Origin of the sequence: Ensifer sp. Root31, assembly GCF_001424825.1 — a bacterium.
Taxonomy (GTDB): domain Bacteria; phylum Pseudomonadota; class Alphaproteobacteria; order Rhizobiales; family Rhizobiaceae; genus Ensifer; species Ensifer canadensis.
On record NZ_LMCO01000066.1, the window covers coordinates 200,170 to 222,737 of the forward strand.

Below are 22,568 nucleotides of genomic sequence, written 5' to 3' on the forward strand. Positions count from 1 at the left end.
ACCAGTTAGGATTTGTTCATGACCTTCACCTGGACCGCACACCGATTTGCCGGCGGCGCGCTGGCGCTGGATGTCGCCAACTCCGTCATCCTGCGCTTTGATCCCGCGAGGCGGATCGATCGCTTTGCCGACGTCCCGGCGCTCGACGGCTTCGCCGGAGCCGCCAACCGGTTCTGCGCCGAGAGCCAACGCTTTGGCACGCTGTTGCCCGTTGCCGAGCCGAACCGCACCAGGCTCTTGACGTTGCGCGAGGCAACGGATCGGCATTTTCGGGCGCAGGCGGAGGCCGAGCAGCGGGTAGACTTGATGGCCGACCTGCTCGAGGCGATCGCCGCGGTGTTGCGTGGTGCCGGCAACGGTGGAGACGCCGTCGCGCTCGACACCGCTACGGCCCATTCCGCACTCAGCCTCGTCGCCAATCCCGAACCCGATCGGCTGAAGATCTGCCCCAATTGCGGCTGGCTATTTCTGGACAGGAGCCGCAACCGCAGCCGGACCTGGTGCGACATGGCCGTCTGCGGCAACCGCAGCAAGGCCAAGCGTCACTATCGCCGCAGCAAGGAGGAGGCACAATGATAATACGGACGATTGCAACGCTTGCGGCCATGATGACGGTGATGCTGATCGCCGGCTGCCAACGGGAGACCGGCCCCGATCCGCTAAAGCTGACTGGCAAGATGTTCATCTTCAACTACCGCCTCGCCTATGCCGTCTACACGATCACGCTCCAGAAGACGGAGCCCGTGCCCGAGGGTAGCATTGTCATCGCGACATTCGAGAACCCGGTGGGCGGCGAGTCGCTCAAGGTGACGCGCAAGCTCTTTCCAAAGCTCGACAGAGTGGTGCTGGAAAGTCCCGATCTGACTTGTGTGAAAAAGGAAAGGCCCTATGCGGTGACGATCGAGGTGAAAGGACCTGCGGGCGAAACGCTGCAGAAACTGGAGACCACCGTCACCTCCGATGTCGACCAAGATATCTTGCCGGCGAAGCCACTGGTCGAGGGTCCGGCATACGACAAGAATCCGGCGGTCTTCCGGGACGGCAAGGCGCCGGAGCATTTTGAAACGGCAAAGTGCCCGATATGAAAAAACCGGAGCGTTTCCGCTCCGGTTCAATCGAGTGATTTCAAGCCGTTATGGCCGGAAATGCAGATATTGAATTCAGCCGACGATTTCGGTGCCGGAGAACCAGTATGCGATTTCTTCAGCAGCCGTTGCCGGAGCGTCCGAACCGTGAACCGAGTTTTCGCCGATCGAAAGGGCGTGAACCTTGCGGATCGTGCCTTCATCAGCGTTTGCCGGGTTGGTGGCGCCCATGATTTCGCGGTTCTTGGCGATGGCGTTTTCGCCTTCGAGAACCTGAACGATGGTCGGGCCCGAAGACATGGACTCGACGAGTTCGCCGAAGAACGGACGTTCCTTGTGAACGGCGTAGAAGCCTTCAGCTTCGCGGCGGCTCATCCAGACGCGCTTGGAAGCAACGACGCGCAGGCCGGCGTCTTCGAGCATCTTGGTGATGGCGCCGGTCAGGTTACGCTTCGTTGCGTCCGGCTTGATCATCGAAAAGGTACGTTCAATCGCCATTGGCTCAATTCCCTTGTTTTCTTGAGAAGTGGCGGTTCATTAGCCGCCAATTCCGCGCAAAACAAGGGGGTTCACTCACGATTCGCCGCGAGCCTTGCGGGTTTCACGCCGCTGTCACAGAGCGGCCGATGCCATCGTGCAGGTCGAGGCAACGCTCGAACCAGTCTGTGACCGGATCGCCTTGGGAAAGCAGGCGTTGCGGCGAAACGATACGCGCCCATTGCAGCGCACCGAAGACGATGTAGTCGGCAAAGAGTGGCCGCTCGCCGCCGAGATAGGGCTGAAACTTCAGCATATGGCGCAGCGGCTCAAGCTTGTCGGAGAAGGTCGCAAGGGCCGCGCCTCCGGTTTCAGCCACCGCTTCGAGCGAAGTGCCGAAGCGCGCCTCGCGACTTTCGCGGAAATAGACCCGATCGACCGGATCGAGCCTGTCGTGAATATCCTTGATGATGATGCGAGCGATTGCCGGATGCAGCGTCGTCTGCGACCAGCCCTCGATGAAGCGGGCCATGGCCATGCCGCCCGGTCCGCCAAACAGCGACGGCCGATCCGGGTAGTTCTCGTCGAGATAGACGGCAATCTCAAAACTGTCCTGTACCAGCCGGTCGCCGTCGCGCAGAAGCGGCACGAGCTTGGTGGCGCCTTCCTCTACCTTGGGGATCTCGGTAAAGCCGATCGGAACGACGTCGAAGTCGAGCCCCTTATGCGCAAGCGACAGCTTGGTCTTCCAGACATGCGGTGAAAAAGGTCGGGCCCTGTCGGCACCGCAAAGCGAATAGAGTTTCCTGCTCACGTGATCTCCCGGCGAAAATTGGATCGTCTCACCTCATTCGACGCCAGACGGATCGAACGATCAAATGATTAAATTTCATGGGTGGCATTCGCCACAGGAATGCGGATCTGCGCTAACTTCGCGACCACGAAGGAGAAACAGATGCTCGATCATTTTCGCATGTTCGCCGACTACAACATCTGGGCCAACCGCCGGCTCTACGCAGCGGCCGCAGAACTTCCGGACAGCGAACTGAGGCAGAGCAAGGGTGCATTCTTCGGGTCAGCGCTTGCGACGCTCAATCATATCCTTGCCGCGGATCGGATCTGGATGAAACGTTTCACCGGCGAAGGCGACGCGCCGACAGCGCTGGATACGATGCTCCATGAAGATCTCGCCAGCCTTACCAGCGCACGCGAACGGGAAGATGCGCGAATGATTGCCTGGATCTACGGGCTCGATGAGGCGCGGTTTGCCGCCACCTTCAATTACACGACGCTGAGCTCACCAGTGATCGTCACGCAGAAGCTCGGGCCAACGCTCGCCCACGTCTTCAATCACCAGACCCATCACCGCGGCCAGGTGCACGCGACGCTGACAGCGCTTGGGCGTCCATCAATTGTGCTGGATCTCGCGTTCTTTTTGTGGACCGAAGGCGAAAAGTGGGCGAACTAAAACAGCCCATCTGGCACTCGGCCGCAGATGATTAAGCGACAGTCCGGGCTTGGGCCTTCCGTTCACAGCCGCCTTGAGCAATTGGCGTTGCAAGAGCCAGGCGGCGAGGCCAAGCGCGATGCCGCCTGCGATCGAGACTGTGGAAAAGAGCACCGTTGGGAGATGCGGCTGCAGCGGCGTCATCAACAGCTCCGGCACGAAACGGTGCAGGATGTAGATATGGAAGCCGGCAGCCGATAGCGGCAGCACCAGCTGCGCTGCCCAGCGCGGAACGCTGACGCGCGGCGCATAGACCAGAGCAACGAGCACGGCGATCAACAGCAGATACTTGATCTTCGTGCCGATCCAGACGCCCTCGTAAAGGCCGAAAAACAGGAAGGCGCCAGCTCCCGCGACCACCAGAAGCAGTCGCTGCAGATGCGTTTCGGCGATCGCGGCGCACCAGCCGATCACAGCGAGATAGAAGATCCATGGCAAGGTGAAGATCAGCCGGTTGCCGATCGGCCAGAGTATCGGCAAGGCCAGCCTGGCGATCAGCGCCACGCCGAGCAACAGCATGCCCATCGCAAAGGGCTGCCGAGCAGCAAGCCGCCGGAAGCGCTGGATCGCGAACAGCGCCACGAAGACCAGCATCATCTGGCAATAGGCTTCGATGAACCAATAGAGGTAGGGCACCATGCCACGGGTCTCCGGATCGGCGAAACCGAAATTGCCGACAAGGAAGATCGATGCCCAGGGGACTTCGCCCCAAACGGCGGCATAGGCGCCGACAATGAGATAATAGGGCACGAGGATCTGCGTGAGTGGTCGCAGAATAGCCAAGCCACCACCGGCCAGAAGCGGCCCCATCTGGAATCGGGCGAGGCTGAAACCGGCAAGGATAACCATGGCAGCCGATCCGCCCGGCAGCGGCCACAGGGTTTCGTGGTGAAGAACGACGAGCAATATAGCCAAGGCACGGATGATCAGATCCATTCCGATCCTTGCCGTCGCCGTTTCTCGCTTTTCCAGCGCCGCAAGTGTTGCGATCGGCATGGCCTCCCACATCTCCGGAGCCTGTCCAAGCGCCTTTTCGAGACCAATCGAGAGCTGCACGAAACGCAGCGAATCTCCGCCGAGCGAGAGGAAGCTATCCTCCGGCTTCACCCGTGCAGGATAGAACACTTGCTGGAAGAGGCTTTCGATACCTTCGCGATCGCCGTGGCCGGCGGCGATCGCCTGCTTTGCTGCAAGGCTCAGGGCACCATAGTCGACTTTGCCCGATGGCAACCTCGGGATTTCCGGCACGTGCGTGGCCATGATGTGGGCAAGTGTCAGGCCGCTCGCGGCAACGAGCAGGCGGCGCACGTCCTCGAGTCGGCCTTCGCCCTGAAAGAAGGCATGCAGCCCTTCGTCATCGCCGACGATTGCCGCCACAACACCGCGCCGCTCGAGCGCGTGCTCGAGGGTATCGTGGCCGATGCGCAGGCCAGCGATCTTGGACATGCGTTTCATGCGTCCAACGATGCGGAAAAGGCCATCGGTTTCGCGGACCGCCAGGTCGCCCGTATGCAGTTCGTCAAGGTCTGCGCCGCGGGCCAGGTCCTGCCGCGACGAGGCGTAGCCCATCATCACATTGGGGCCGCGATAGACAAGTTCGCCGGCGACACCGGCACCGGCAATCGCTCGCCCCTCATCATCCGCGATCGATAGCATGCCACCGGGAATGGCGACGCCGATCCGGTCTTCATTGCCCTTGAGCCGCGCGGGGGGAACATAGGCGATGCGGGCCGTCGCTTCGGTCTGACCGTACATGACGAATAAAGCGGCGCCTTGGGCGCGAAGATGCTCGTCATAGGCACGAACGCGCTCCGGCGCCATACGTCCGCCGGCAACCGTCATGAAACGCAGTTGCGGGAACGCACGGTCGCGAAAGCCGACCTTTTCCAGGAGTTCATAGGAATAGGGCACGCCGGAAAGATTGGTGCAGCCGCTGGCCGCAAGACCGTCAAGGAATCCTGGATCAAGGATCGAGCCGCTGGGAACGTAAAGGCTGGCGCCGACAGTCAGATGGGCGTTCAGCACCGAAAGGCCATAGGAGTAATGCAGCGGCAGGATCAAGCAGCTGCGATCGTCGGCGCCAAGCTCCAGATATTCGGCAATCGAGCGGGCATTGACCGAAACATTGCCAGCCGAAAGCCGCACCGCCTTGCCGCACCCGGTACTGCCAGAGGTCGACAGCAGGAGGCCGAGGTCCGGATGCAACGGCTTGTCACTGCCCCCCAGATGTTCGGTTCGCCAACGGCCGTCGATCCGGCAATAGGCACAGTCCGGTTCGAACATGTCCGTCCAGGCCGCAGTGCCGGCGGCGCGCGGCGCCTGCATGGCAACCACATGTCCGGCCTTAAGCGCTGCGAGATAGGCAATGATGGCATGTTCGGAGAGTTCGGGCTCAAGCTTTATCAGCGCGCGGGTGCGCGGAAAAAGTGCGACCTGACGGTCGACCCTTTCGTGCAGGTCGCGGTAGCTGACGAAACGCCGACCGGGAAGAACCAGAGCGGGACGCTCGCCCCACGCCGCAAGATCCGCGATGAATGAAGGGGGCATTGTCAAACCATCACTCTGCATTCGAGCCTCCCGCCCGATTTAGCAAGGCGGGATATAATTGTTGACAAGCTCCGTCAACTATAAACATGAACTAAAACAGCAACTTTCGACTTTCCGCTCCAATCGGTTGCGCCAGTCCCTCCTGCGGTGGGATTTCGACAACCATACCGGGCAGATCTGGTATCGCGCCTGGTATCTTCAGACTCCCTTAAACGCAGCGCCGCCATAGTGTTTTCGGATCCCATACAGGCATCGAGGACGACCACGGAATGACCAGGCAAGTTGCCGCGAACACCGGCCGATCGCAGACGAAAAGCACCACCATCATTTTGAAGGTGGCGCAATCCATGTCTCAGCTTGGCATCGCGGCACTGCCACGCAACTATGAACTTGTCTATGAAGCCTTGTCCGGCCGGCTACCGCAGCTTTCGCGCGATCTGGCGGCGCTCGGCGCCACGCCGCAGCAGGACGCCCTCGACGAACTCGGCCTCAAGCATCATCTGGTGGCTCACGGGGCACTTGCCGCCGACAGGGCAAGGGCAGCAGCACAGGAGGCCCTGAGCGAACTTGCTCTGCAGCTGAGGCACAGCCTGGCGCAGAAACACGCCTTCAGAAGCCAGCTCGACCGCTTCAAAGACCGCCTGGTCGCCGACCCGGTTGCCGGCCTGTCGGAGTTTGCCGACGACGCAGCGAGGTTGCGGGATGCGGCCGGCCTGCTGATGAATGAAGAACAGGCTTTTCAAACAGCCTTGCAGGTAAGCGCCGAGCGCTTTGCAGCGCTGGAAGGCGAGTTCGCCGAAAGCCGCAAACCGTTGACCCGCGACCCCGCCACCGGCCTGCCCAATCGCCTGGCCCTGGCGGCGCGTTTGAGAACAATGCTGGAAGCCGAAGGCATAACCGAGCCGGTTGCCCTGCTTGTCGTGTCAGTCGAGGGGTTGCGCGGTATCGCCGAGCAGCACGGCGGCAGCGCGGCAGAAAAGGCGCTCGGCAAACTTTCGACGCTGTTTCGCAAGTCGATCAAGAAGAGTGACTTCGTCGCACGCGTCGGCGGCCAGGAATTTGCGTTCCTCTGCAGCGACGTCACAGAGGAGAACGCCGAAGCAATTGCGCAGCGCATCCAGCAATCGGTGGAGGCGCTGCGCGTCGCCCTGCCCGGCCGTGCTTTCACGACCGAAACCCTTTCGCTCTCGGCCGGCATCGCGACGGCCCAGCCGATGGCGACGCCAGCCGACGTCATGCAGCAGGCCGAACTGGCGCTTGCGGCCGCCCGAACGGGATCGCGCTCGGGAATTCTTGCCTATACGCCGGAGCTTGGCGGCAAACGGGCGAAGATCTATTCGCCGCACGCTGCCTAAAGCGCGTCGCGATCTCCAGGGTTCATGCCGCTTCTGACTGCCGCTCATGCACGGCCATCCGGCTCGTGCCGATTTCGCAAGCCTTGTCACCCAGCCGACCGAGCAGGCGATGAAGATCCGTGCGCTCATTGTCATCGAGCGCCGAGAAAAGCTCTTCGATCATCTGACGACGTGGCCGGAGCGCCGCTTCGAGGCCGGCCCGGCCGAGGTCGGTAATCGAGATGATCTTTGCTCGCCGGTCCTCGGGATCCGGCTCGCGGACGACCATCCCGTCGCGCTCAAGTCCGTCGATCGCCTCAGTGACGGTTCGCGGGGCAAAGCTGAGTGCCGAAGCGATGTCGGCGCAGCGACATGGCCCGAGTTCGCTGAGATAGAACAGGAACTTGCTGCGCGCGAGCGAGACGCCTTCTTCACTCATGGACGCGTTCACCAGGCGGTGGACGCAGTGGTAGAGTTCGAAGAGCCGCTCAGCGACGTGAATTTTTTCTGTCATGGCAAATCACCTCATTGGCAACGCCAAAACGAGATAACCCGGCCCCGCTTGGCGGGACCGGGTTATCTGGTCGTCCGTTTGGCGTGGGTTATTGACTGTCCTGACCGGTCTTGCCGAAGGCCTTCGCATTGCCGTTGGCAATCGCGCCTGTCGCCGCGGCGTCAACCGCCTTGTTCTCGATACCGGCATAGTAATCACCACCGTCGACGGTGTTTGCGGACACGCCGGCACCTGCCGAAGCGTCTGCACGACCGGTAAAGAGCGGCTTCGGGCTGACGCCTTCATAGTAGCTGCCGCCGGCAAAGGCGGTGGATGCGCCGGCCAACGTTGCCGCTGCAACGAGAAGCGTTGCGATGGACTTTTTCATGGGAGTTTTCCTTGATGGGGATGGAGCGTCATGGGGCTGGAAGCCCCATGACCGGAGACGGAATGCGCCTTAGCGGGAGATGCCCTGGTAGTATTCGCCTTCGCCGCCCTGAACAACCTGCGGCCTGGCATCGTAATTGTGGACCGAGCCGGTGGACGTACGGTCGACATATCCGGCTTCCGAACCGCGGATGTTCAAGGCGGAGCTACCGGCGGCCTTGGGAGCGCGTTCGGTAAACAGCGGGGTCGGGCTGATGCCTTCGTAATAGCTGCCGCCGGCAAAGGCGGCGGAGGCGCCGCCGAGAACGGCTGTTGCAACGAGAGCTGCGGCGAGTGCGGTGTGGATCGTGGTTTTCATCGTCTTTGCTCCTGGGAGGCTCGTTCGCTTGAACGAGGGTTTCATCAAAACTACGTTTGGCCGGATCGGTCTTTCCTGGAACGCGGTGGCCTTGCCGATGGCGTTCAGTCGATCGAGGCGGTCGGAAGAGCTTTCGCTGCCCTTCGCTTAAACAGATGGTCCCTCACGATGAGGATGTGTAGTATCGATTGTCGGAACGCGTTGTTCATGAATTGATAACAATGGCCCCTTGAAATCCGCGAACCAGACATCCACGCGCCGGGCCGAAACTGCAGTCGCGACGCACCTCTTGCCTTCCGGCTCAAGTCCGGGCAAAAGGCCGCAATGATCCAGATTTCCGGCCTTTCCGCCCGCATCGCGGGCCGTCTCCTCATCGAAAACGCATCCGTGACGCTTCCGGCGGGCACGAAGGCCGGGCTAGTCGGACGAAACGGTGCCGGCAAGTCGACGCTGTTCCGTATCATTACCGGTGAGTTCGCTTCGGAAGCCGGCACAATTTCGCTGCCCAAGAATGCGCGGATCGGCCAGGTCGCACAGGAAGCGCCCGGCACCGAGGAACCGCTGATCGAGATCGTGCTCAAGGCGGACAAGGAACGCACGGCGCTGGTCGCCGAGGCGGAGACCGCGACCGACCCGCACCGTATTGCAGAAATCCAGACCCGGCTCGCCGATATCGGCGCCCACTCGGCGGAGGCGCGTGCGGCGAGCATTCTCGCCGGCCTCGGCTTCGATCACGAAGCGCAGCTGCGCCCTGCCTCCTCCTTCTCCGGCGGTTGGCGGATGCGCGTGGCGCTCGCAGGCGTTCTCTTCTCCGAGCCGGACCTGCTGCTGCTCGACGAGCCGACCAACTATCTCGACCTCGAAGGTACGCTCTGGCTCGAAGATTACATTCGCCGCTATCCGCACACCGTCATCATCATCAGCCACGACCGCGATCTGTTGAACACGGCGGTCAACGCCATCGTGCATCTCGACCAGAAGAAGCTCGCCTACTATCGCGGGCCTTACGACCAGTTCGAGCGACAGAAGGCGGAAGCCGACGAGTTGCAGATGAAGGCGAAGGCCAAGAACGACGCGGCGCGAAAGCACCTCCAGAGCTTCATCGACCGCTTCAAGGCCAAGGCCACCAAGGCCCGCCAGGCGCAGAGCCGCGTCAAGGCACTGGAGCGCATGGGTACGATTGCGGCCGTGATCGAGGATCACGTTCAGGGCTTCTCCTTCCCAGAGCCGGAGAAAGAGGCCGCATCGCCGATTATCGCCGTCACCGGCGGAACCGTCGGATACGAGCCCGGCAACCCGATCCTCAAGCGCCTCAACCTGCGGATTGACACCGATGATCGCATCGCGCTGCTCGGCTCGAACGGCAACGGCAAGTCGACCTTCGCCAAGTTCATCTCCGGGCGGCTGGCGCCAGAATCCGGCGAGTTGAAGATCGCGCCGAACCTCAAGGTCGGCTTCTTCGCGCAGCACCAGCTGGATGATCTGATCCCGACCCAAAGCGCCGTCGAACATGTGCGTCGTCGCATGCCGGAAACACCGGAAGCCAAGGTGCGCGCCCGCGTGGCGCAGATGGGCCTGGCGACCGAGAAGATGGAAACGCCTGCCAAGGACCTCTCGGGCGGCGAGAAAGCACGCCTGCTGATGGGGCTGGCTGCCTTCGACGCGCCCAACCTGCTGATCCTCGACGAGCCGACCAACCATCTGGATATCGACAGCCGCAATGCGTTGATCACCGCGCTCAACGACTATTCCGGCGCCGTGATCCTGATCTCGCACGACCGCCACCTGATCGAGGCGACCGCCGACCGGCTGTGGCTCGTGCGGGACGGAACGGTGACGAGCTACGACGGCGACCTGGAAGACTATCGGAGCCTGATCGTCGGCGGCCCTAAGGCCAAGGAGGACAAACCCAAGGCAGCCGGAGCGGACGATTCCCTGTCAAAGGCGGACCAGCGCAAGGCCAACGCGGACAAGCGCGCATCGCTGGCACCTCTCAGAAAAAAGATCAACGAAATCGAATCGCTGACGGGAAAGCTGGAGAAAGTGATTCAAGCGCTCGACGCTGAACTCGCCGACCCAACGCTTTACGAAAAGTCGCCGGCGAAGGCCGCGCAGAAGGCCAAGGAACGCTCCGACGCAGTCGACAAACTTGCGCATGCCGAGGAACAATGGCTCGAGCTCTCGTCCGAGTACGAAGAGGCGATGGCCATCTGATCCGACACTTTCGAAATGGCTGTCCCGGCACGTCGCCGGTCAGCCGAGTTCGAAGGTGGTGATGCCGTAGATGCGGGCGAGCGGCAGATCGGGCACGACGCCTCGATACATCCGCGCCGTTTCGAAAACCGGTTTCATGTTGTAGCGCTCGCAGAGCGCACGCGCCGAGGCATTCGGCTCGGGAATGTCCAGGTGGATCTCCTCGCCCTTCACCGTCGCAGCCAGCTTTCGAAACACCAGGTCGGCTGCCGTCTCGCTTTCGGAAAAGAGCGGACCGATCCTGTAGCCCTGCCGGCAGGCGCGCAAGGTGCCGTAGCCGGCAATCGCACCGTCCCGGAGCAGCACGACGCTTCGTCGCGTACGGCCCGGTCTCAGCCATTCGGTGAGAAAAGTGTCGCGCCGGGCTGGCATGAAGCGACGGTCGTAGTCGATCAGCATCGGCATGTGGATCGGCGCAACCTCCACCAGGTCCGTACCCGGAGGCTCGACCGCGTCGACGATGCCGCCATAGCGGATATTGGCGTGGGCGAGAACGAAGCCAGACCGCCGGTAGTTCTCCTGCTCGGCAACGACACCGTCGAGACCGACAATGCGTTGTCCCGCCGCCGCCAAGGCGTGCTGCCACATCTGGCCGCCGATACCCTGCCGGCGGAAATCCGGTGCCGTTATGTAGAAGCCAAGGAAGGCATAGTTCTCGTCGTAGCGCACCAGCGATATGGCGGCTGCGAGCTTGTCCTCGCGCTCCGTCACCCAGTATCCTTCCGGATCCGCCGCCCAGAATGCCGCCGCATCGTCGAGCCCCGGGTTCCAGCCTTCGCGGGCCGCCCAATCGATGATGGCATCGAGTTCGTGGCGGCTGGCATGGCGGATTTCGTGGTGCATAATCTCTCCTCGTTCTGCCGGTCACCGCGCGTGTCGCGTTTGCTGCACATGTGGATTGGCATCATGGATTGTAGAAGCTACTGCATGCTCCTTAAATCCTATTCGATTTAAGGATAAAAACATGCAGCAATTCAAAGTGCTACAGCGACCTTTGCGCGTCTGATAAGACGCGCGGCGCTGTAGGGCACAGGAGGCCAGAAAGAATGGGTCCGTTGCCGTTTGTTTGGCGTTCAGCAAACCGGGCTCGCGTCTCTTCGGCAGTGCTTGCCCGCGCCGCGCAATCTGCTACAAGAACCGACAATAAATCATACTAATATGAGCGAAACACCATGCCTCCAATTCAAATCGCGCTTGTCGGCGTCGGCAAGATCGTTCGTGACCAGCACCTGCCGGCCATTGCCAAGAACGACGACTACCACCTGATTGCTGCGGCGAGCCGCCACGGCACCGTCGATGGCATCGATAATTTCAAGTCGATCGAAGCGATGCTGGAGGCCGTTCCCGCAATCGACGCGGTATCGCTCTGCATGCCACCGCAATACCGGTATGAGGCCGCGCGCACGGCCCTTGAGGCCGGCAAACATGTCTTCCTCGAAAAACCGCCAGGCGCCACATTGAGCGAAGTCGCGGATCTGGAGGCTCTGGCTGCATCTAAGGGGCTGTCACTGTTTGCAAGCTGGCATTCGCGCTATGCACCGGCAGTAGAGGCAGCGAAGTCGTTTCTCACCGCGACCGCAATCCACGATGTGAAGATCATCTGGAAGGAGGACGTGCGGCACTGGCATCCGAATCAGGAATGGATCTGGGCGGCCGGTGGCCTCGGTATCTTCGATCCGGGTATCAATGCGCTGTCGATCGTAACGCATATCCTGCCACGGCCGCTGTTCATAACCGCAGCCACGCTGGAATTCCCGGAGAACCGCGACGCCCCGATCGCCGCCACGATCGCCTTCACCGACGCGAACAAGCTGGCGGTTTCGGCAGAGTTCGACTGGCGCCAGACCGGTAAACAGAGTTGGGACATCGTCGCGCAGACCGCATCAGGCGAAATGGTGCTTTCGGAAGGTGGCGCAAAGCTCTCGGTCGACGGCAAGATTGTGCATGAGGAGCCGGAGCAGGAATATCCGATGCTCTACAAGCGCTTCGCCGAAATCATCAGGGCCAAGACGTCGGACGTCGATCTGGCGCCGCTGCGCCATGTCGCCGATGCCTTCATGCTCGGCCGACGCAAATTCGTCGAAGCCTTCCACGACTAGGCGTCCGGACAGGATCGAAAAACAAAACCCGCGGTTTGCCGCGGGCTTTGTCTTCTTGAAGCCGTTCTTGCGTCGCTCAGGCCTTCTTTTCCCAGCGTCCGTCACGGTTCTGTTGCCAATAGGTGAGGTTGTGGCCCTCACCCTTCAGCCGCTTCCAGTGACCGCGAGCGGCTTCGAGCTGTTCCTGGTCGTAGCCGTCGAACATGAAGACGATCCGCTCGTAAGTATCGACCGGTGGCGGGTTGGCACCGTCGACGACGAAGCGAACGGTTGCGGCATTGTGATTTCCATCGTCCGCCACCAGGAGAACCGGCTGCTCGGCAGCGAGTTCCCCGGCATCTGTCCCGTGCGGCAGGAAACTTTCGTCCCTGTAAACCCAGAGATGCGTATCGAGCGCATCGCGCCTCTCGGCATCGACCGTCTGCACCACCACCCTCCAGCCGCGCTCGACGCTTTTATCGAGCAGCGGTGGAAGTGCGTCCTCGAGCTTCGATTCCGTCAGGTGATAGAAAAGGACCTCGATCACACCGATCTCTCCACGACCTTCACCGCGGCTCACGATGCCGCTCAGGACTCATAGCTCGCGCGGACCAGCTCATCGAGCAGGCGAACGCCGAAGCCGGAGCCCCAGGATTGATTGACTTCGTCGGTCGGCGAGCCCATGGCGGTTCCGGCGACATCGAGATGCGCCCAGGGCGTATCCTTGACGAAACGCTGCAGAAACTGCGCCGCCGTAATCGCGCCGCCATGACGTCCGCCGGTGTTTTTCATGTCGGCAAACTTGCTGTCGATCATCTTGTCGTATTCCTTGCCGAGCGGCATGCGCCAGAGGCGCTCCTGCGTGGCAATGCCGGCGGCCAACAGCTGGCCGGCCAGGCGGTCATCATTCGAAAACAGGCCGGCGTGATGGGTCGCGAGCGCAACCATGATGGCGCCTGTCAGCGTCGCAAGGTCGATCATGGCCTGCGGCTTGAAGCGGTCGTTGCAATACCAAAGTGCATCGCACAGAACGAGACGTCCCTCGGCATCGGTGTTGATGACCTCGATCGTCTGCCCTGACATCGAGGTGACGATGTCGCCTGGGCGTTGTGCGCTGCCATCCGGCATGTTTTCCACAAGCCCGATGATGCCGACGACGTTGACCTTGGCGTGACGGGCAGCGAGCACGTGCATCAAGCCGGTGACGGCGGCAGCACCACCCATGTCGCCCTTCATCTCTTCCATGCCGGCCGCGGGCTTGATCGAAATGCCGCCGCTGTCGAACACGACGCCCTTGCCGACGAAGGCGACCGGGCGATCCTTGGACTTGCCGCCCTTCCACTGCATCACGACCAGCCGCGGCGGACGCGTCGAGCCCTGGGCAACGCCGAGCAACGCACCCATTCCAAGCTTCTTCATTTCCTTTTCGGTGAGGATTTCCACCTCGACGCCGAGCTTTTCCAGCTCCTTCGCCTTGGCGGCGAACTCCAGCGGACCGAGGACGTTTGCCGGCTCGTTGACCAGGTCGCGGGCGAGAAATACGCCCTCGCCGACCGCCTGCGCCGTCGCAAAAGCCTTCTTCGCTGCAATCACCGCGCCGGTAACGATCGTCACCTTGACCGGCTTGCCTGCCGGCTTGGCATCGTCGTCCGCTTTCTTCGTCTTGTAACCGTCGAAGCTGTAGGCGTTCATTTCCATGCCGAGCGCAAAGTCGGCCGCCGCCTTGCCGGTGACATCGAGGTCGGGGACGTCGATGAAGATCGTGGCCTTGTCGGCTCCACGCAATTTTGCGGCTGCCGCGCCGCCTGCCTTCAGCCAATCGTGATCGGTCAATGCATCGGTGTCACCAAGACCAAGAACCACGATCCGGTCCGCGGGCGAGCCATGCGGGGCAATGATATCGAGGGTGGAGAATGCCTTGCCGCTGAACTTCTTGACCTTCGCCGCCTTGGCCAGCACGCCTTCCGGATCGGCGACATCGGCGCCCGCCGCCTGTCCTGCGGCGGCTTTCAGGAGGACCGCAACACCACCCGCCGGGCGATGGGACTTGGCGAAGGTGAACTCAAATTTCATAGACATTACAAAACTCCGGGCATTTTTCGGTCTTACACGACCCGCCCTGTTACCGGGGGGTGACAGTGACAAACATTCGCTGCGTCTACCACCGTCAAAGCTGTGGTCGGCACCCTTCTCGCTTTTCAACGGCTTGGCAAGATGCCCGCAGATGTTTACATGCGGTTAACCGAGGTTCTTCGTCTTAAATTATCCCAGTTGCTTTACGATTTGAGCAGCGCCGGACGTGAGACGGAAGCTCGGTTCCCGCTGATGGCGGCGGCAGCAACAGGCGTTTCGATGCGGCGGTGCGGCACAGAAACATGAGCATGGATTTGGACCGGAAACGGACATGAAGCTGATCGAACGCTACATTTTCCGGCGTGCCCTGACCATGTTCCTCGCTACGCTTTTGCCGTTGCTCGGCATCGTGTGGACGACGCAGGCCCTGACCAACGTCAACCTGGTTACCGATAGCGGGCAGTCCGTCTTCGCCTTCCTGAAGCTGGCAACGCTCATTCTGCCGTCGGTCGTGCCGATCATTCTGCCTTTCGCCCTGGTGATCGGCGTAACCCAGACGCTCACGACGATGAATACCGATTCGGAGCTGACGGTGCTGAACGCGGCCGGAAGCTCGCGCATGACCATCATCCGGCCGATCATCTATCTCGCCGCTGGCCTTAGCGTCCTGTCGTTCGTGGTCGACAATTTTGTCGAGCCCTATTCGCGCGTCGCTGTGCGCAAGATGCTAGCAACGGCCAACGCCGACCTGCTTTCCTCGGTCGTCCAGGAGAACGCCTTCCGCAAGATTACTGACGGCCTCTATGTCCAGGTTGGCGGCCGGCGCGGCGGTGGTGTGCTTGAGGGGATTTTCGTTGCCGATTCGCGCAACCCGGCTTTCGAGCTCGTCTATTATGCGCGCGAAGGTGCCGTGGACGAGAAAAGCTCGGCGCTGGTCATGAAGGACGGCGAAGTCCAACGCAAACTGCCGGACGGCGGCGTGTCGATCATCAAATTCGATTCCTACGCCTTCGATCTGGCCGACATGACGAAGGCGACCCGCGAAGCGACGATACGCGCCAAGGATCGCGACCTTCCCAATCTTTTCAATCCGGATCCCAATGATTCTGTCTACCAGGGCAACCCGCTTGCCTTCACCGCCGAACTGCACCGCCGCCTGACGGAATGGACGTTCCCGCTGGTGTTCGGCCTGATCGCGCTTGTCTTCTGCAGTGATGCACGCTCGCACCGCGAGGCGCGCGTCCATCCGATGGTCAGCGCACTCGGCTCTGCCCTCGTCATCCGATGGATGACGTTCTATGCGGGCAACAGCGCCGAGGATTCCGTCTGGTTCGTTCCGTTGATGTATATCGTGCCCCTTGCGACCGGAGCGCTCGCCATTCACCAACTCGCCAGCAACCGGCGTCTCGACATTCCGATGACCTGGCAGGAAAAGCTGTCCGAGCTGATGGTTCGCCTTCGCCTCGTGCGCCCCTCATCTGACGGGAGCAACGCATCATGATTTTCACCACACTCGGCCGCTACTTTCTGACCCGTTATGCTGTCACGACCTTCTGGTTTCTGGTCGGCATTTTTTCGCTGGTCTTCATCATCGACTTCAGCGAACAGGCGAGCCGCCTGTCCAACCTTCCGCATTATTCGGTCACCGGCGCGTTGCTGATCAGCGCGTTCCGGATCCCGACCATCCTGCAACAAACCGTGCCCTTCGTGGCACTCTTCTCGGCGATGGCGGCTCTGATCTCGCTCAACCGCCGCTACGAGCTCGTGGTTACCCGCGCCGCGGGCATTTCGGTGTGGCAGTTCCTGCGCCCGTTCGTGCTTGGCGCCTTCCTGTTCGGCGTACTCGCCGTGCTTGCGCTAAACCCGCTCGCAGCCTGGGGCACGAAGAAGGAAGAGACCCTGCTTGCTGCCCTCGGGTCATCGCGCACCTCGGATGCCGGCTCGATTCCCTGGCTGCGACAGATCTATGAAGGCACCGATACGATCATCGGCGCACGCTCGGTTCAGGATGGCGGCACCACACTTCTGAACGTCACCGTCATCCACTTTGATCCACAGGGTTCGATCATTCTGAGACAGGATGCCGCCTCCGCTAAACTCGAAGATGGTTACTGGCTTCTTAATGGCGTAACGGAAACAAGCAGCGGACAGCTGCCTCGCCGTCTGCAAACGGCACAACTCCGCACGAATCTGAAGCCAGAGTTTGTTCAGGAAAGGCTTGCAAAGGCTGATTCCATTCAGTTTTTCGACCTTCCGCGGAAGATCGAGGTGGCGCGCTCCTTCGGCTTTTCCACAAACGGCATGGAAACCCAATTCCACTCCCTGTTGTCACTGCCGCTGCTGCTTGTCGCCATGACGCTGATCGCTGCGTGCGTGTCGCTGAAATTTAGCCGGTTCAACCAATCGCGCTCGGTGATTCTCGGTGGAATCCTGTCGGGCTTCGTGCTTTATGTCGTCACCGTGCTTGTCAAAGCATTCGGGAGCAGCGGTATTGTACCTCCCTTCGTTGCAGCCTGGTTGCCAGTTGTTGTAGCGATGGCGCTGGGCTCGACGATTCTTTTAAATCAGGAGGATGGCTAGTGGCGGTAGGCAACCGCAAACGTACAAAGCTGATCAACGCTGCCCTGCTCGCAGGAGTGGCGCTGCAGACACTTGCCATGGGAATGAGTGCACCCGCGCTCGCGCAGCAGACGTCGGAGCGCCTTGATTCGCTGCGCCCGAACATGCCGGAAGATGCCAAGCTGCTTCTGTCCGCCAATGAGCTTGTCTATAACAAGGACGCCGAAAAGGTCATCTTGCGCGGCAACGTGCAGATCGATTACGGCGGCTACAAGATGGTGGCCCGACAGGTCGAATACGACCAGAAATCGGGCCGCATTCATGCCACCGGTGAAATCCAGTTGATCGAGCCGGGCGGCAATGTCGTCTATGCCGAAAAGATGGACGTCACCGATGACTTCGGCAACGGCTTCATTGATGCCTTGCGGATAGAGACGACCGATCTGACACGGCTTGCTGCGACCAGCGGCGAACGGCGGAACGGCGAAGAATTCATCCTCAACGAGGCCGTTTACACCGCGTGCACGCCCTGCACGACGAAGCCCGATCACCGTTCGCTGTGGCACATCAAGGCCCAGCGCGTCGTCCAGAATGGACGTACGCGGACGATACGGCTGGAAAACGCCCGTTTCGAGCTTTTTGGCAAGCCCATCGCCTATATTCCGGTGATGGAACTGCCTGATCATACGGTCAAGCGCAAGAGCGGCTTCCTGTTCCCGCAGTTTCAGTACACACAGAAGCTCGGCGCAGGCGTGGGCGTCCCCTACTATTGGGCGATCTCGCCCTATATGGACGCGACCGCCACCGTGACGGGCCTGAGCCGCCAAGGCTTCCTGCTCGAAGGCGAGTTTCGCCAGAGCTTCCACAACGGCCTTCACACCTTGCGCTTCGCCGGCATCAGCCAGCTCGACAAGAGCCGCTTCACGCCTGGTACGGTCGACGCGCTTGAAACGAACCGCGGCATGGTCGCTTCCAGGGGCGTATTCGAGATCAATCCGCGCTGGAGCTTCGGCTGGAACGTCCTCGTCCAATCCGACAACAACTTCGCCAAGACCTACGAACTGTCGACTTTCGACGGAACGACCTACGTCAACCAGGCGTATCTGACCGGGCTTGGCAAGCGGAACTTCTTCGACCTGCGCGCCTTCTATTTCGATATCCAGGACGCAGATCCGAACAGCATCGCTGAAAACCAGCAGCCTACCGCGCAGGTTCTGGATTATTCCTACAAGGCGCCAGAGCCGGTATTGGGAGGCGAACTTTCGGCGACGGTGAACCTCACCAACATCAAGCGAAACCGGCTTGACCTTGACGCCGTTCCAGACGTCAACAGGTACCTAGGTCTCGAGGGCACGTCGCACCGCCTCACGGCCGAACTCGAATGGAAGCGTACCTACATTGCTCCGGGCGGGTTCGTGCTGACGCCGTTGCTTGCCGCGCGCGGTGATGCGCTCGGCCTGAACATGACGGATCCGGGGCCTGGTTATGCCGGGGATTATGACAACAGCGACGCCGCGACGCGGCGGATGCTGACGGCGGGCCTCGAAGCGCGCTATCCGATCCTCTTCGTCGGCGACAACAGCAGCCACGTACTCGAGCCGATCGCCCAGATCTATGCCCGTCCCGACGAGCAGCATCCCGGTGGCCTGCCAAACGAAGATGCGCAGAGCTTTGTCTTCGACGCGACGAACCTGTTTGATCGCGACAAGTACTCCGGCTTCGACCGCATCGAAGGCGGCACGCGCGCCAACGTCGGTCTTCGCTATACCGGGACATTCGACAGCGGCTACGGCTTGCGCGGCATCGTCGGCCAATCCTACCAGCTTGGCGGTTTGAACTCGTTCGCAACGGAAGACTTGGTCCAGGCGGGAGCGAATTCGGGCCTCGAGAGCACACGGTCCGACTACGTCGCCATGTTCGGTGTCGATGCGCCGTCTGGCCTTATGGCCAGCCTTTCCGGCCGTCTCGATGAAGAGGACCTGGCGCTGCGTCGCGCCGATGCCACCGTGGGGTATCTTGGCCTTACCTGGCAGGCGGCAATGACCTATACGCGCATCGAGGCGCAGCCGCTTTACGGCTCGCTCGACAACCAGGACGAAATCCAGACCGCGGCGGCCTACAGGTTCCACGATTACTGGTCCGTCTTCGGCGCGATAACCTACGACATCAACAACGATGTCATCTCGCGCAATGGCTTCGGCATCACCTATGACGATCAAGACACGCTGTTCTCGCTCGTCTACAAGCAGGAACGCGATACCGACAACACGATTGCGAACGACTGGTCGATCGGCGCCCGCATCAGCTTCCGTACGCTTGGCGACGTCAATGTCGGCGACACGAAGTTCGAAGAGCTGGACTACTATTGATACGCTTCGATCCGAGGGGCATTCGCCACATGTTTGCCCCTCTGCCCGCTGTCGGGCCGGCCAAACGGTCTTGTCATCGTTTGGCCGCATGTATTATGCATTCCCTCCGACAAGATAGAACAACGGCGTGAGCCGGGCTGCGGATCGAAGCACCAGGCTTCGCCCGCGCGAAGGACAGGAAAAGATGATGGGCGGGAAAATGTCGATCTTGAGGACGCTTTCGGCACTGGCTTTGGCCGGCAGCCTGAGCATTGCCGTTTGCGCCAGCGCGCAAGCTGCAAGCCAGGTGACGGTAACGGTCAACAACACCGTGATCACCTCCGGCGACGTTGCCAAGCGCGTCGCCTTCCTTCGCCTGCAACGCCAGGCTGGTGGCGCAGAAGAAGCCAAGAAGCAGCTCGTCGACGAGGTGCTTAAGCGTGGCGAGATCGCGCGGATCGGCCAGTCGGTCAGTACGCAGGACGTGGACGCGGCCTATGCGCGCTTTGCAGCCGGCAACAAGCTCTCGCCGGAGCAGCTCGGCAAGATTCTCGATCAAGCCGGCGTTGGTTCCGACCATTTCAAGCAGTTCATCGCGGTGCAGATGAGCTGGCCTCGCGCCGTCAACTTCCGTTTCGGCAACTCAAGTCGCCTGCAAGGCGCTGATCTCGTCAAGCGCATGATGGAAGGCGGAGGCACCAAGCCGGTCACAACGGAATACTATCTCAAGCAGGTCATCTTCGTCATTCCGGAGAAGAAGCGCGGCGCCATCACCGGCAAGCGTCAGGCGGAAGCCAACGCAGCGCGTGGTCAGTTCCCGGGATGCGATACCGCCAAGGTTTTCGCGGCAAACTACCGTGACGTTTCTATCCGCGATCTCGGCCGCATGCTTGTCCAGCAGTTGCCGGACGAGTGGAAGCCGCTCGTCGAGAAGGCCGGCGACGGCAACACGACGGGAACACGCGTGACCGAAAAGGGCGTCGAATTCCTGGCGATCTGCAAGAAGCGCCAGGTCAATGACGACACCGCAGCCGAAATCGTCTTCCGCGCCGAGGACATCGGCAAGAAGAAGGCCGGCGGTGAAGACCCGAACAGCGAAAAGTACCTCGAAGAACTGCGCAAGAAGGCGCAGATCGTCAACAAGTAAGATCAGCGGGCAAAAATGCGTGACACGACCGGCGGGCCCCTTGCCCTGACCATGGGCGATCCTGCCGGGATCGGACTCGACCTTAGCCTGACCACCTGGCTTGGCCGCCGTGAACGCGCGACCCCGCCATTCCTTTTCATCGGTGACCCCACAGTTCTCGCGGCGCGGGCAGCATTGCTCGGGCATACGGTTGCGATCCGCGAGACCGATTGCCGGGATGCCGTCTCCATTTTTGCCGACGCCTTGCCCGTTCTGCCGGTGCGCTGCCCTTCTCCCGTCATTGCTGGCGAGGCCGATTCTGCCAACGCTCCGGCCGTAACGGGGTCGATTGACACAGCGGTACAGCTGGTCATGGATGGCGAGGCTTCAGCCGTCGTCACGAACCCGATCGCCAAGGCCGTGCTCTACGAAGCCGGCTTCCGCTTCCCCGGCCATACCGAATACCTTGCTGATCTCGCGGAGAAGGCCACCGGCGAGCCCCTGTTGCCGGTGATGATGTTGGCCGGCCCCAAGCTTCGTGCCGTGCCGGTGACCATCCACATCCCGCTGAAAGACGTGCCCGCCCAGCTCACGGCAGATCTGATCTATCGAACCTGCACCATTACCGCGGCGGATCTTCGCACGCGCTTCGGCCTCGACAGGCCGAAGCTGGCACTCGCCGGGCTCAATCCCCACGCCGGCGAAGGTGGAGCGCTGGGCGCCGAAGACGATGCCATTATCCGTCCGGTCGTCGAACGGCTGCGCGCCGAAGGCATCGATGCAACCGGGCCTCTGCCCGCCGATACGATGTTTCACGACCGCGCGCGTGCGACCTATGACGTGGCGATCTGCATGTATCACGACCAGGCGCTCATCCCCGCCAAGGCACTTGGTTTCGACGATAGCGTCAATGTCACGCTCGGCCTCCCCTTCATCCGCACGTCGCCCGATCATGGCACCGCCTTCAGCCTCGCCGGAAAGGGCATTGCCAGGGACGACAGCCTGCTCGCAGCCTTGAAGCTCGCGGCAGAACTTTCCAACAATACCGCAGGAGTTATCGTCTGATGGCCGCTCTCGACGGGCTCCCGCCGCTTCGGGATGTCATCCAACGCCATGGCCTCGACGCCAAGAAGGCGCTCGGGCAGAACTTCCTGCTCGATCTCAATCTCACACAGAAGATTGCCCGGACGGCCGGCCCGCTCGAGGACGTGACAGTCATCGAAGTCGGCCCAGGCCCGGGCGGCCTGACGCGAGCAATCCTAGCACTTGGCGCAAAGAAGGTAGTGGCGATCGAAAGGGACGCGCGCTGCCTGCCGGCGCTTGCCGAAATCTCCGGCCACTATCCGAACCGTCTCGATGTCATCGAGGGTGACGCGCTCAAGATTGACTTTGAGGAGATCACCGGTGGTGGCCCGGTCAAGATCATCGCCAACCTGCCCTATAATGTCGGCACGCAGCTTCTGGTCAATTGGCTGCTGCCAAAGACATGGCCGCCCTTCTGGCAGTCGCTGACACTGATGTTTCAGCGCGAGGTAGGCTTGAGGATCGTGGCCGACGCTGACGACGATCATTACGGGCGTCTGGGGGTTCTGTGTGGCTGGCGAACGAACGCCCGCATGGCCTTCGACGTGCCGCCGCAGGCCTTCACGCCCCCGCCCAAGGTGACATCCTCGGTCGTGCATCTGGAGCCGGTCGCCAATCCGATCCCCTGCGCGGTGTCGTCTTTGGAGAAAGTGACGCACGCCGCCTTCGGCCAGCGCCGCAAGATGCTCCGCCAGAGCCTGAAGCCGCTTGGTGGCGAAACGCTGCTGGCAAAAGCCGACATCAATCCACAGCGGCGCGCCGAAACGCTCTCCGTGGAAGAATTCTGTCGGCTGGCAAACTGCCTCTAGAGCATTTCCAGGAAAAGTGCGAAGCGGTTTTCCGTCAGGAAATGCATAAAA

Annotated in this window: 21 protein-coding genes; 12 read left to right on the forward strand and 9 right to left on the reverse strand. The window is 61.3% G+C overall.

Features of this window, described 5'->3' with window-relative positions:
• The first annotated feature begins 18 nt into the window (after nucleotides 1-18).
• Both ASD00_RS35240 and ASD00_RS35245 read left to right on the forward strand, forming a co-directional pair.
• Nucleotides 19-576 carry a CGNR zinc finger domain-containing protein gene (locus tag ASD00_RS35240; RefSeq protein WP_025426478.1) on the forward strand — a complete coding sequence of 186 codons (558 nt, stop codon included), beginning with the start codon at nucleotides 19-21 and terminating at the stop codon, nucleotides 574-576.
• Nucleotides 573-1,085 carry a hypothetical protein gene (locus tag ASD00_RS35245; protein ID WP_038575989.1) on the forward strand — a complete coding sequence of 171 codons (513 nt, stop codon included), beginning with the start codon at nucleotides 573-575 and terminating at the stop codon, nucleotides 1,083-1,085. The genes ASD00_RS35240 and ASD00_RS35245 overlap by 4 nt, the downstream gene beginning before the upstream one ends.
• 75 nt (nucleotides 1,086-1,160) lie before the next feature.
• On the opposite strand, the gene ndk is transcribed toward ASD00_RS35245, so the two are convergent.
• Nucleotides 1,161-1,583, reverse strand: coding sequence for a nucleoside-diphosphate kinase (gene ndk / locus ASD00_RS35250; RefSeq protein ID WP_025426476.1), 423 nt, complete (start codon nucleotides 1,581-1,583; stop codon nucleotides 1,161-1,163).
• Between the two features lie 103 nt (nucleotides 1,584-1,686).
• Nucleotides 1,687-2,376, reverse strand: coding sequence for a glutathione S-transferase family protein (locus ASD00_RS35255; protein ID WP_025426475.1), 690 nt, complete (start codon nucleotides 2,374-2,376; stop codon nucleotides 1,687-1,689).
• Nucleotides 2,377-2,517: 141 nt separating this feature from the next.
• On the opposite strand from ASD00_RS35255, the gene ASD00_RS35260 reads away from it, so the two are divergent.
• Nucleotides 2,518-3,030: a DinB family protein gene (locus tag ASD00_RS35260; RefSeq protein WP_025426474.1), complete on the forward strand. Its 513-nt coding sequence runs from the start codon at nucleotides 2,518-2,520 to the stop codon at nucleotides 3,028-3,030.
• Here the strand turns inward: ASD00_RS35260 and ASD00_RS35265 are convergent.
• Nucleotides 2,971-5,637, reverse strand: a complete 2,667-nt coding sequence (locus tag ASD00_RS35265; protein WP_057211448.1) for an AMP-binding protein — start codon at nucleotides 5,635-5,637, stop codon at nucleotides 2,971-2,973. The genes ASD00_RS35260 and ASD00_RS35265 overlap by 60 nt on opposite strands.
• 248 nt (nucleotides 5,638-5,885) lie before the next feature.
• Between ASD00_RS35265 and ASD00_RS35270 the strand changes: the two genes are divergently transcribed.
• The gene (locus tag ASD00_RS35270) at nucleotides 5,886-6,971 is read left to right on the forward strand and encodes a GGDEF domain-containing protein (protein ID WP_025426472.1); all 1,086 of its coding nucleotides are present in this window, start codon (nucleotides 5,886-5,888) and stop codon (nucleotides 6,969-6,971) included.
• Nucleotides 6,972-6,993: 22 nt separating this feature from the next.
• On the opposite strand, the gene ASD00_RS35275 is transcribed toward ASD00_RS35270, so the two are convergent.
• The 3 genes from ASD00_RS35275 to ASD00_RS35285 all read right to left on the reverse strand — a co-directional run bounded on the left by ASD00_RS35275 (nucleotide 6,994) and on the right by ASD00_RS35285 (nucleotide 8,188).
• On the reverse strand, nucleotides 6,994-7,464 hold the full coding sequence (locus tag ASD00_RS35275) for a MarR family transcriptional regulator (RefSeq protein WP_025426471.1): 471 nt from the start codon (nucleotides 7,462-7,464) through the stop codon (nucleotides 6,994-6,996).
• An 88-nt stretch (nucleotides 7,465-7,552) separates the two neighbouring features.
• The gene (locus tag ASD00_RS35280; RefSeq protein ID WP_025426470.1) at nucleotides 7,553-7,831 is read right to left on the reverse strand and encodes a hypothetical protein; all 279 of its coding nucleotides are present in this window, start codon (nucleotides 7,829-7,831) and stop codon (nucleotides 7,553-7,555) included.
• 69 nt (nucleotides 7,832-7,900) lie between these two features.
• Entirely contained in the window at nucleotides 7,901-8,188 is a 288-nt protein-coding gene (locus ASD00_RS35285) for a hypothetical protein (RefSeq protein WP_025426469.1), read from the reverse strand.
• A 324-nt stretch (nucleotides 8,189-8,512) separates the two neighbouring features.
• Here ASD00_RS35285 and ASD00_RS35290 point away from each other — a divergent pair, with 324 nt between their 5' ends.
• Nucleotides 8,513-10,402: an ABC-F family ATP-binding cassette domain-containing protein gene (locus ASD00_RS35290; protein WP_057211449.1), complete on the forward strand. Its 1,890-nt coding sequence runs from the start codon at nucleotides 8,513-8,515 to the stop codon at nucleotides 10,400-10,402.
• 39 nt (nucleotides 10,403-10,441) lie between these two features.
• Here ASD00_RS35290 and ASD00_RS35295 read toward each other — a convergent pair whose 3' ends face one another.
• Nucleotides 10,442-11,284 (reverse strand): GNAT family N-acetyltransferase, encoded by an 843-nt coding sequence (locus ASD00_RS35295; protein ID WP_025426467.1) that lies wholly within the window; start codon nucleotides 11,282-11,284, stop codon nucleotides 10,442-10,444.
• A 329-nt stretch (nucleotides 11,285-11,613) separates the two neighbouring features.
• Here ASD00_RS35295 and ASD00_RS35300 point away from each other — a divergent pair, with 329 nt between their 5' ends.
• A complete protein-coding gene (locus ASD00_RS35300; RefSeq protein ID WP_025426466.1) occupies nucleotides 11,614-12,540 on the forward strand; it encodes a Gfo/Idh/MocA family oxidoreductase in 927 nt (308 codons plus the stop codon).
• A gap of 76 nt (nucleotides 12,541-12,616) precedes the next feature.
• Here the strand turns inward: ASD00_RS35300 and ASD00_RS35305 are convergent, their stop codons facing one another.
• Nucleotides 12,617-13,066 (reverse strand): DNA polymerase III subunit chi, encoded by a 450-nt coding sequence (locus tag ASD00_RS35305; protein WP_025426465.1) that lies wholly within the window; start codon nucleotides 13,064-13,066, stop codon nucleotides 12,617-12,619.
• Between the two features lie 41 nt (nucleotides 13,067-13,107).
• Nucleotides 13,108-14,598 (reverse strand): leucyl aminopeptidase, encoded by a 1,491-nt coding sequence (locus ASD00_RS35310; RefSeq protein ID WP_025426464.1) that lies wholly within the window; start codon nucleotides 14,596-14,598, stop codon nucleotides 13,108-13,110.
• Between the two features lie 325 nt (nucleotides 14,599-14,923).
• On the opposite strand from ASD00_RS35310, the gene lptF reads away from it, so the two are divergent.
• The 6 genes from lptF to rsmA all read left to right on the forward strand — a co-directional run bounded on the left by lptF (nucleotide 14,924) and on the right by rsmA (nucleotide 22,517).
• Nucleotides 14,924-16,093: an LPS export ABC transporter permease LptF gene (gene lptF, locus ASD00_RS35315; RefSeq protein ID WP_025426463.1), complete on the forward strand. Its 1,170-nt coding sequence runs from the start codon at nucleotides 14,924-14,926 to the stop codon at nucleotides 16,091-16,093.
• Nucleotides 16,090-17,172, forward strand: coding sequence for an LPS export ABC transporter permease LptG (gene lptG / locus ASD00_RS35320; protein ID WP_025426462.1), 1,083 nt, complete (start codon nucleotides 16,090-16,092; stop codon nucleotides 17,170-17,172). The genes lptF and lptG overlap by 4 nt, the downstream gene beginning before the upstream one ends.
• On the forward strand, nucleotides 17,172-19,520 hold the full coding sequence (locus ASD00_RS35325; RefSeq protein ID WP_025426461.1) for an LPS-assembly protein LptD: 2,349 nt from the start codon (nucleotides 17,172-17,174) through the stop codon (nucleotides 19,518-19,520). The genes lptG and ASD00_RS35325 overlap by 1 nt, the downstream gene beginning before the upstream one ends.
• 184 nt (nucleotides 19,521-19,704) lie before the next feature.
• A complete protein-coding gene (locus ASD00_RS35330; protein ID WP_025426460.1) occupies nucleotides 19,705-20,646 on the forward strand; it encodes a peptidylprolyl isomerase in 942 nt (313 codons plus the stop codon).
• 15 nt (nucleotides 20,647-20,661) lie between these two features.
• Nucleotides 20,662-21,690, forward strand: coding sequence for a 4-hydroxythreonine-4-phosphate dehydrogenase PdxA (pdxA, locus tag ASD00_RS35335; protein ID WP_025426459.1), 1,029 nt, complete (start codon nucleotides 20,662-20,664; stop codon nucleotides 21,688-21,690).
• Nucleotides 21,690-22,517, forward strand: coding sequence for a 16S rRNA (adenine(1518)-N(6)/adenine(1519)-N(6))-dimethyltransferase RsmA (gene rsmA / locus ASD00_RS35340; RefSeq protein WP_025426458.1), 828 nt, complete (start codon nucleotides 21,690-21,692; stop codon nucleotides 22,515-22,517). The genes pdxA and rsmA overlap by 1 nt, the downstream gene beginning before the upstream one ends.
• Nucleotides 22,518-22,568: the final 51 nt, after the last annotated feature.

Coding starts and splice junctions, on each gene's coding strand:
- ASD00_RS35240 (WP_025426478.1), top strand. CDS start 19: ATGACCTTCACCTGGACCGCACACCGATTTGCCGGCGGCGCGCTGGCG.
- ASD00_RS35245 (WP_038575989.1), top strand. CDS start 573: ATGATAATACGGACGATTGCAACGCTTGCGGCCATGATGACGGTGATG.
- ndk (WP_025426476.1), bottom strand. CDS start 1,583: ATGGCGATTGAACGTACCTTTTCGATGATCAAGCCGGACGCAACGAAG.
- ASD00_RS35260 (WP_025426474.1), top strand. CDS start 2,518: ATGCTCGATCATTTTCGCATGTTCGCCGACTACAACATCTGGGCCAAC.
- ASD00_RS35265 (WP_057211448.1), bottom strand. CDS start 5,637: ATGCAGAGTGATGGTTTGACAATGCCCCCTTCATTCATCGCGGATCTT.
- ASD00_RS35270 (WP_025426472.1), top strand. CDS start 5,886: ATGACCAGGCAAGTTGCCGCGAACACCGGCCGATCGCAGACGAAAAGC.
- ASD00_RS35275 (WP_025426471.1), bottom strand. CDS start 7,464: ATGACAGAAAAAATTCACGTCGCTGAGCGGCTCTTCGAACTCTACCAC.
- ASD00_RS35280 (WP_025426470.1), bottom strand. CDS start 7,831: ATGAAAAAGTCCATCGCAACGCTTCTCGTTGCAGCGGCAACGTTGGCC.
- ASD00_RS35285 (WP_025426469.1), bottom strand. CDS start 8,188: ATGAAAACCACGATCCACACCGCACTCGCCGCAGCTCTCGTTGCAACA.
- ASD00_RS35290 (WP_057211449.1), top strand. CDS start 8,513: ATGATCCAGATTTCCGGCCTTTCCGCCCGCATCGCGGGCCGTCTCCTC.
- ASD00_RS35295 (WP_025426467.1), bottom strand. CDS start 11,284: ATGCACCACGAAATCCGCCATGCCAGCCGCCACGAACTCGATGCCATC.
- ASD00_RS35300 (WP_025426466.1), top strand. CDS start 11,614: ATGCCTCCAATTCAAATCGCGCTTGTCGGCGTCGGCAAGATCGTTCGT.
- ASD00_RS35310 (WP_025426464.1), bottom strand. CDS start 14,598: ATGTCTATGAAATTTGAGTTCACCTTCGCCAAGTCCCATCGCCCGGCG.
- lptF (WP_025426463.1), top strand. CDS start 14,924: ATGAAGCTGATCGAACGCTACATTTTCCGGCGTGCCCTGACCATGTTC.
- lptG (WP_025426462.1), top strand. CDS start 16,090: ATGATTTTCACCACACTCGGCCGCTACTTTCTGACCCGTTATGCTGTC.
- ASD00_RS35330 (WP_025426460.1), top strand. CDS start 19,705: ATGATGGGCGGGAAAATGTCGATCTTGAGGACGCTTTCGGCACTGGCT.
- pdxA (WP_025426459.1), top strand. CDS start 20,662: ATGCGTGACACGACCGGCGGGCCCCTTGCCCTGACCATGGGCGATCCT.
- rsmA (WP_025426458.1), top strand. CDS start 21,690: ATGGCCGCTCTCGACGGGCTCCCGCCGCTTCGGGATGTCATCCAACGC.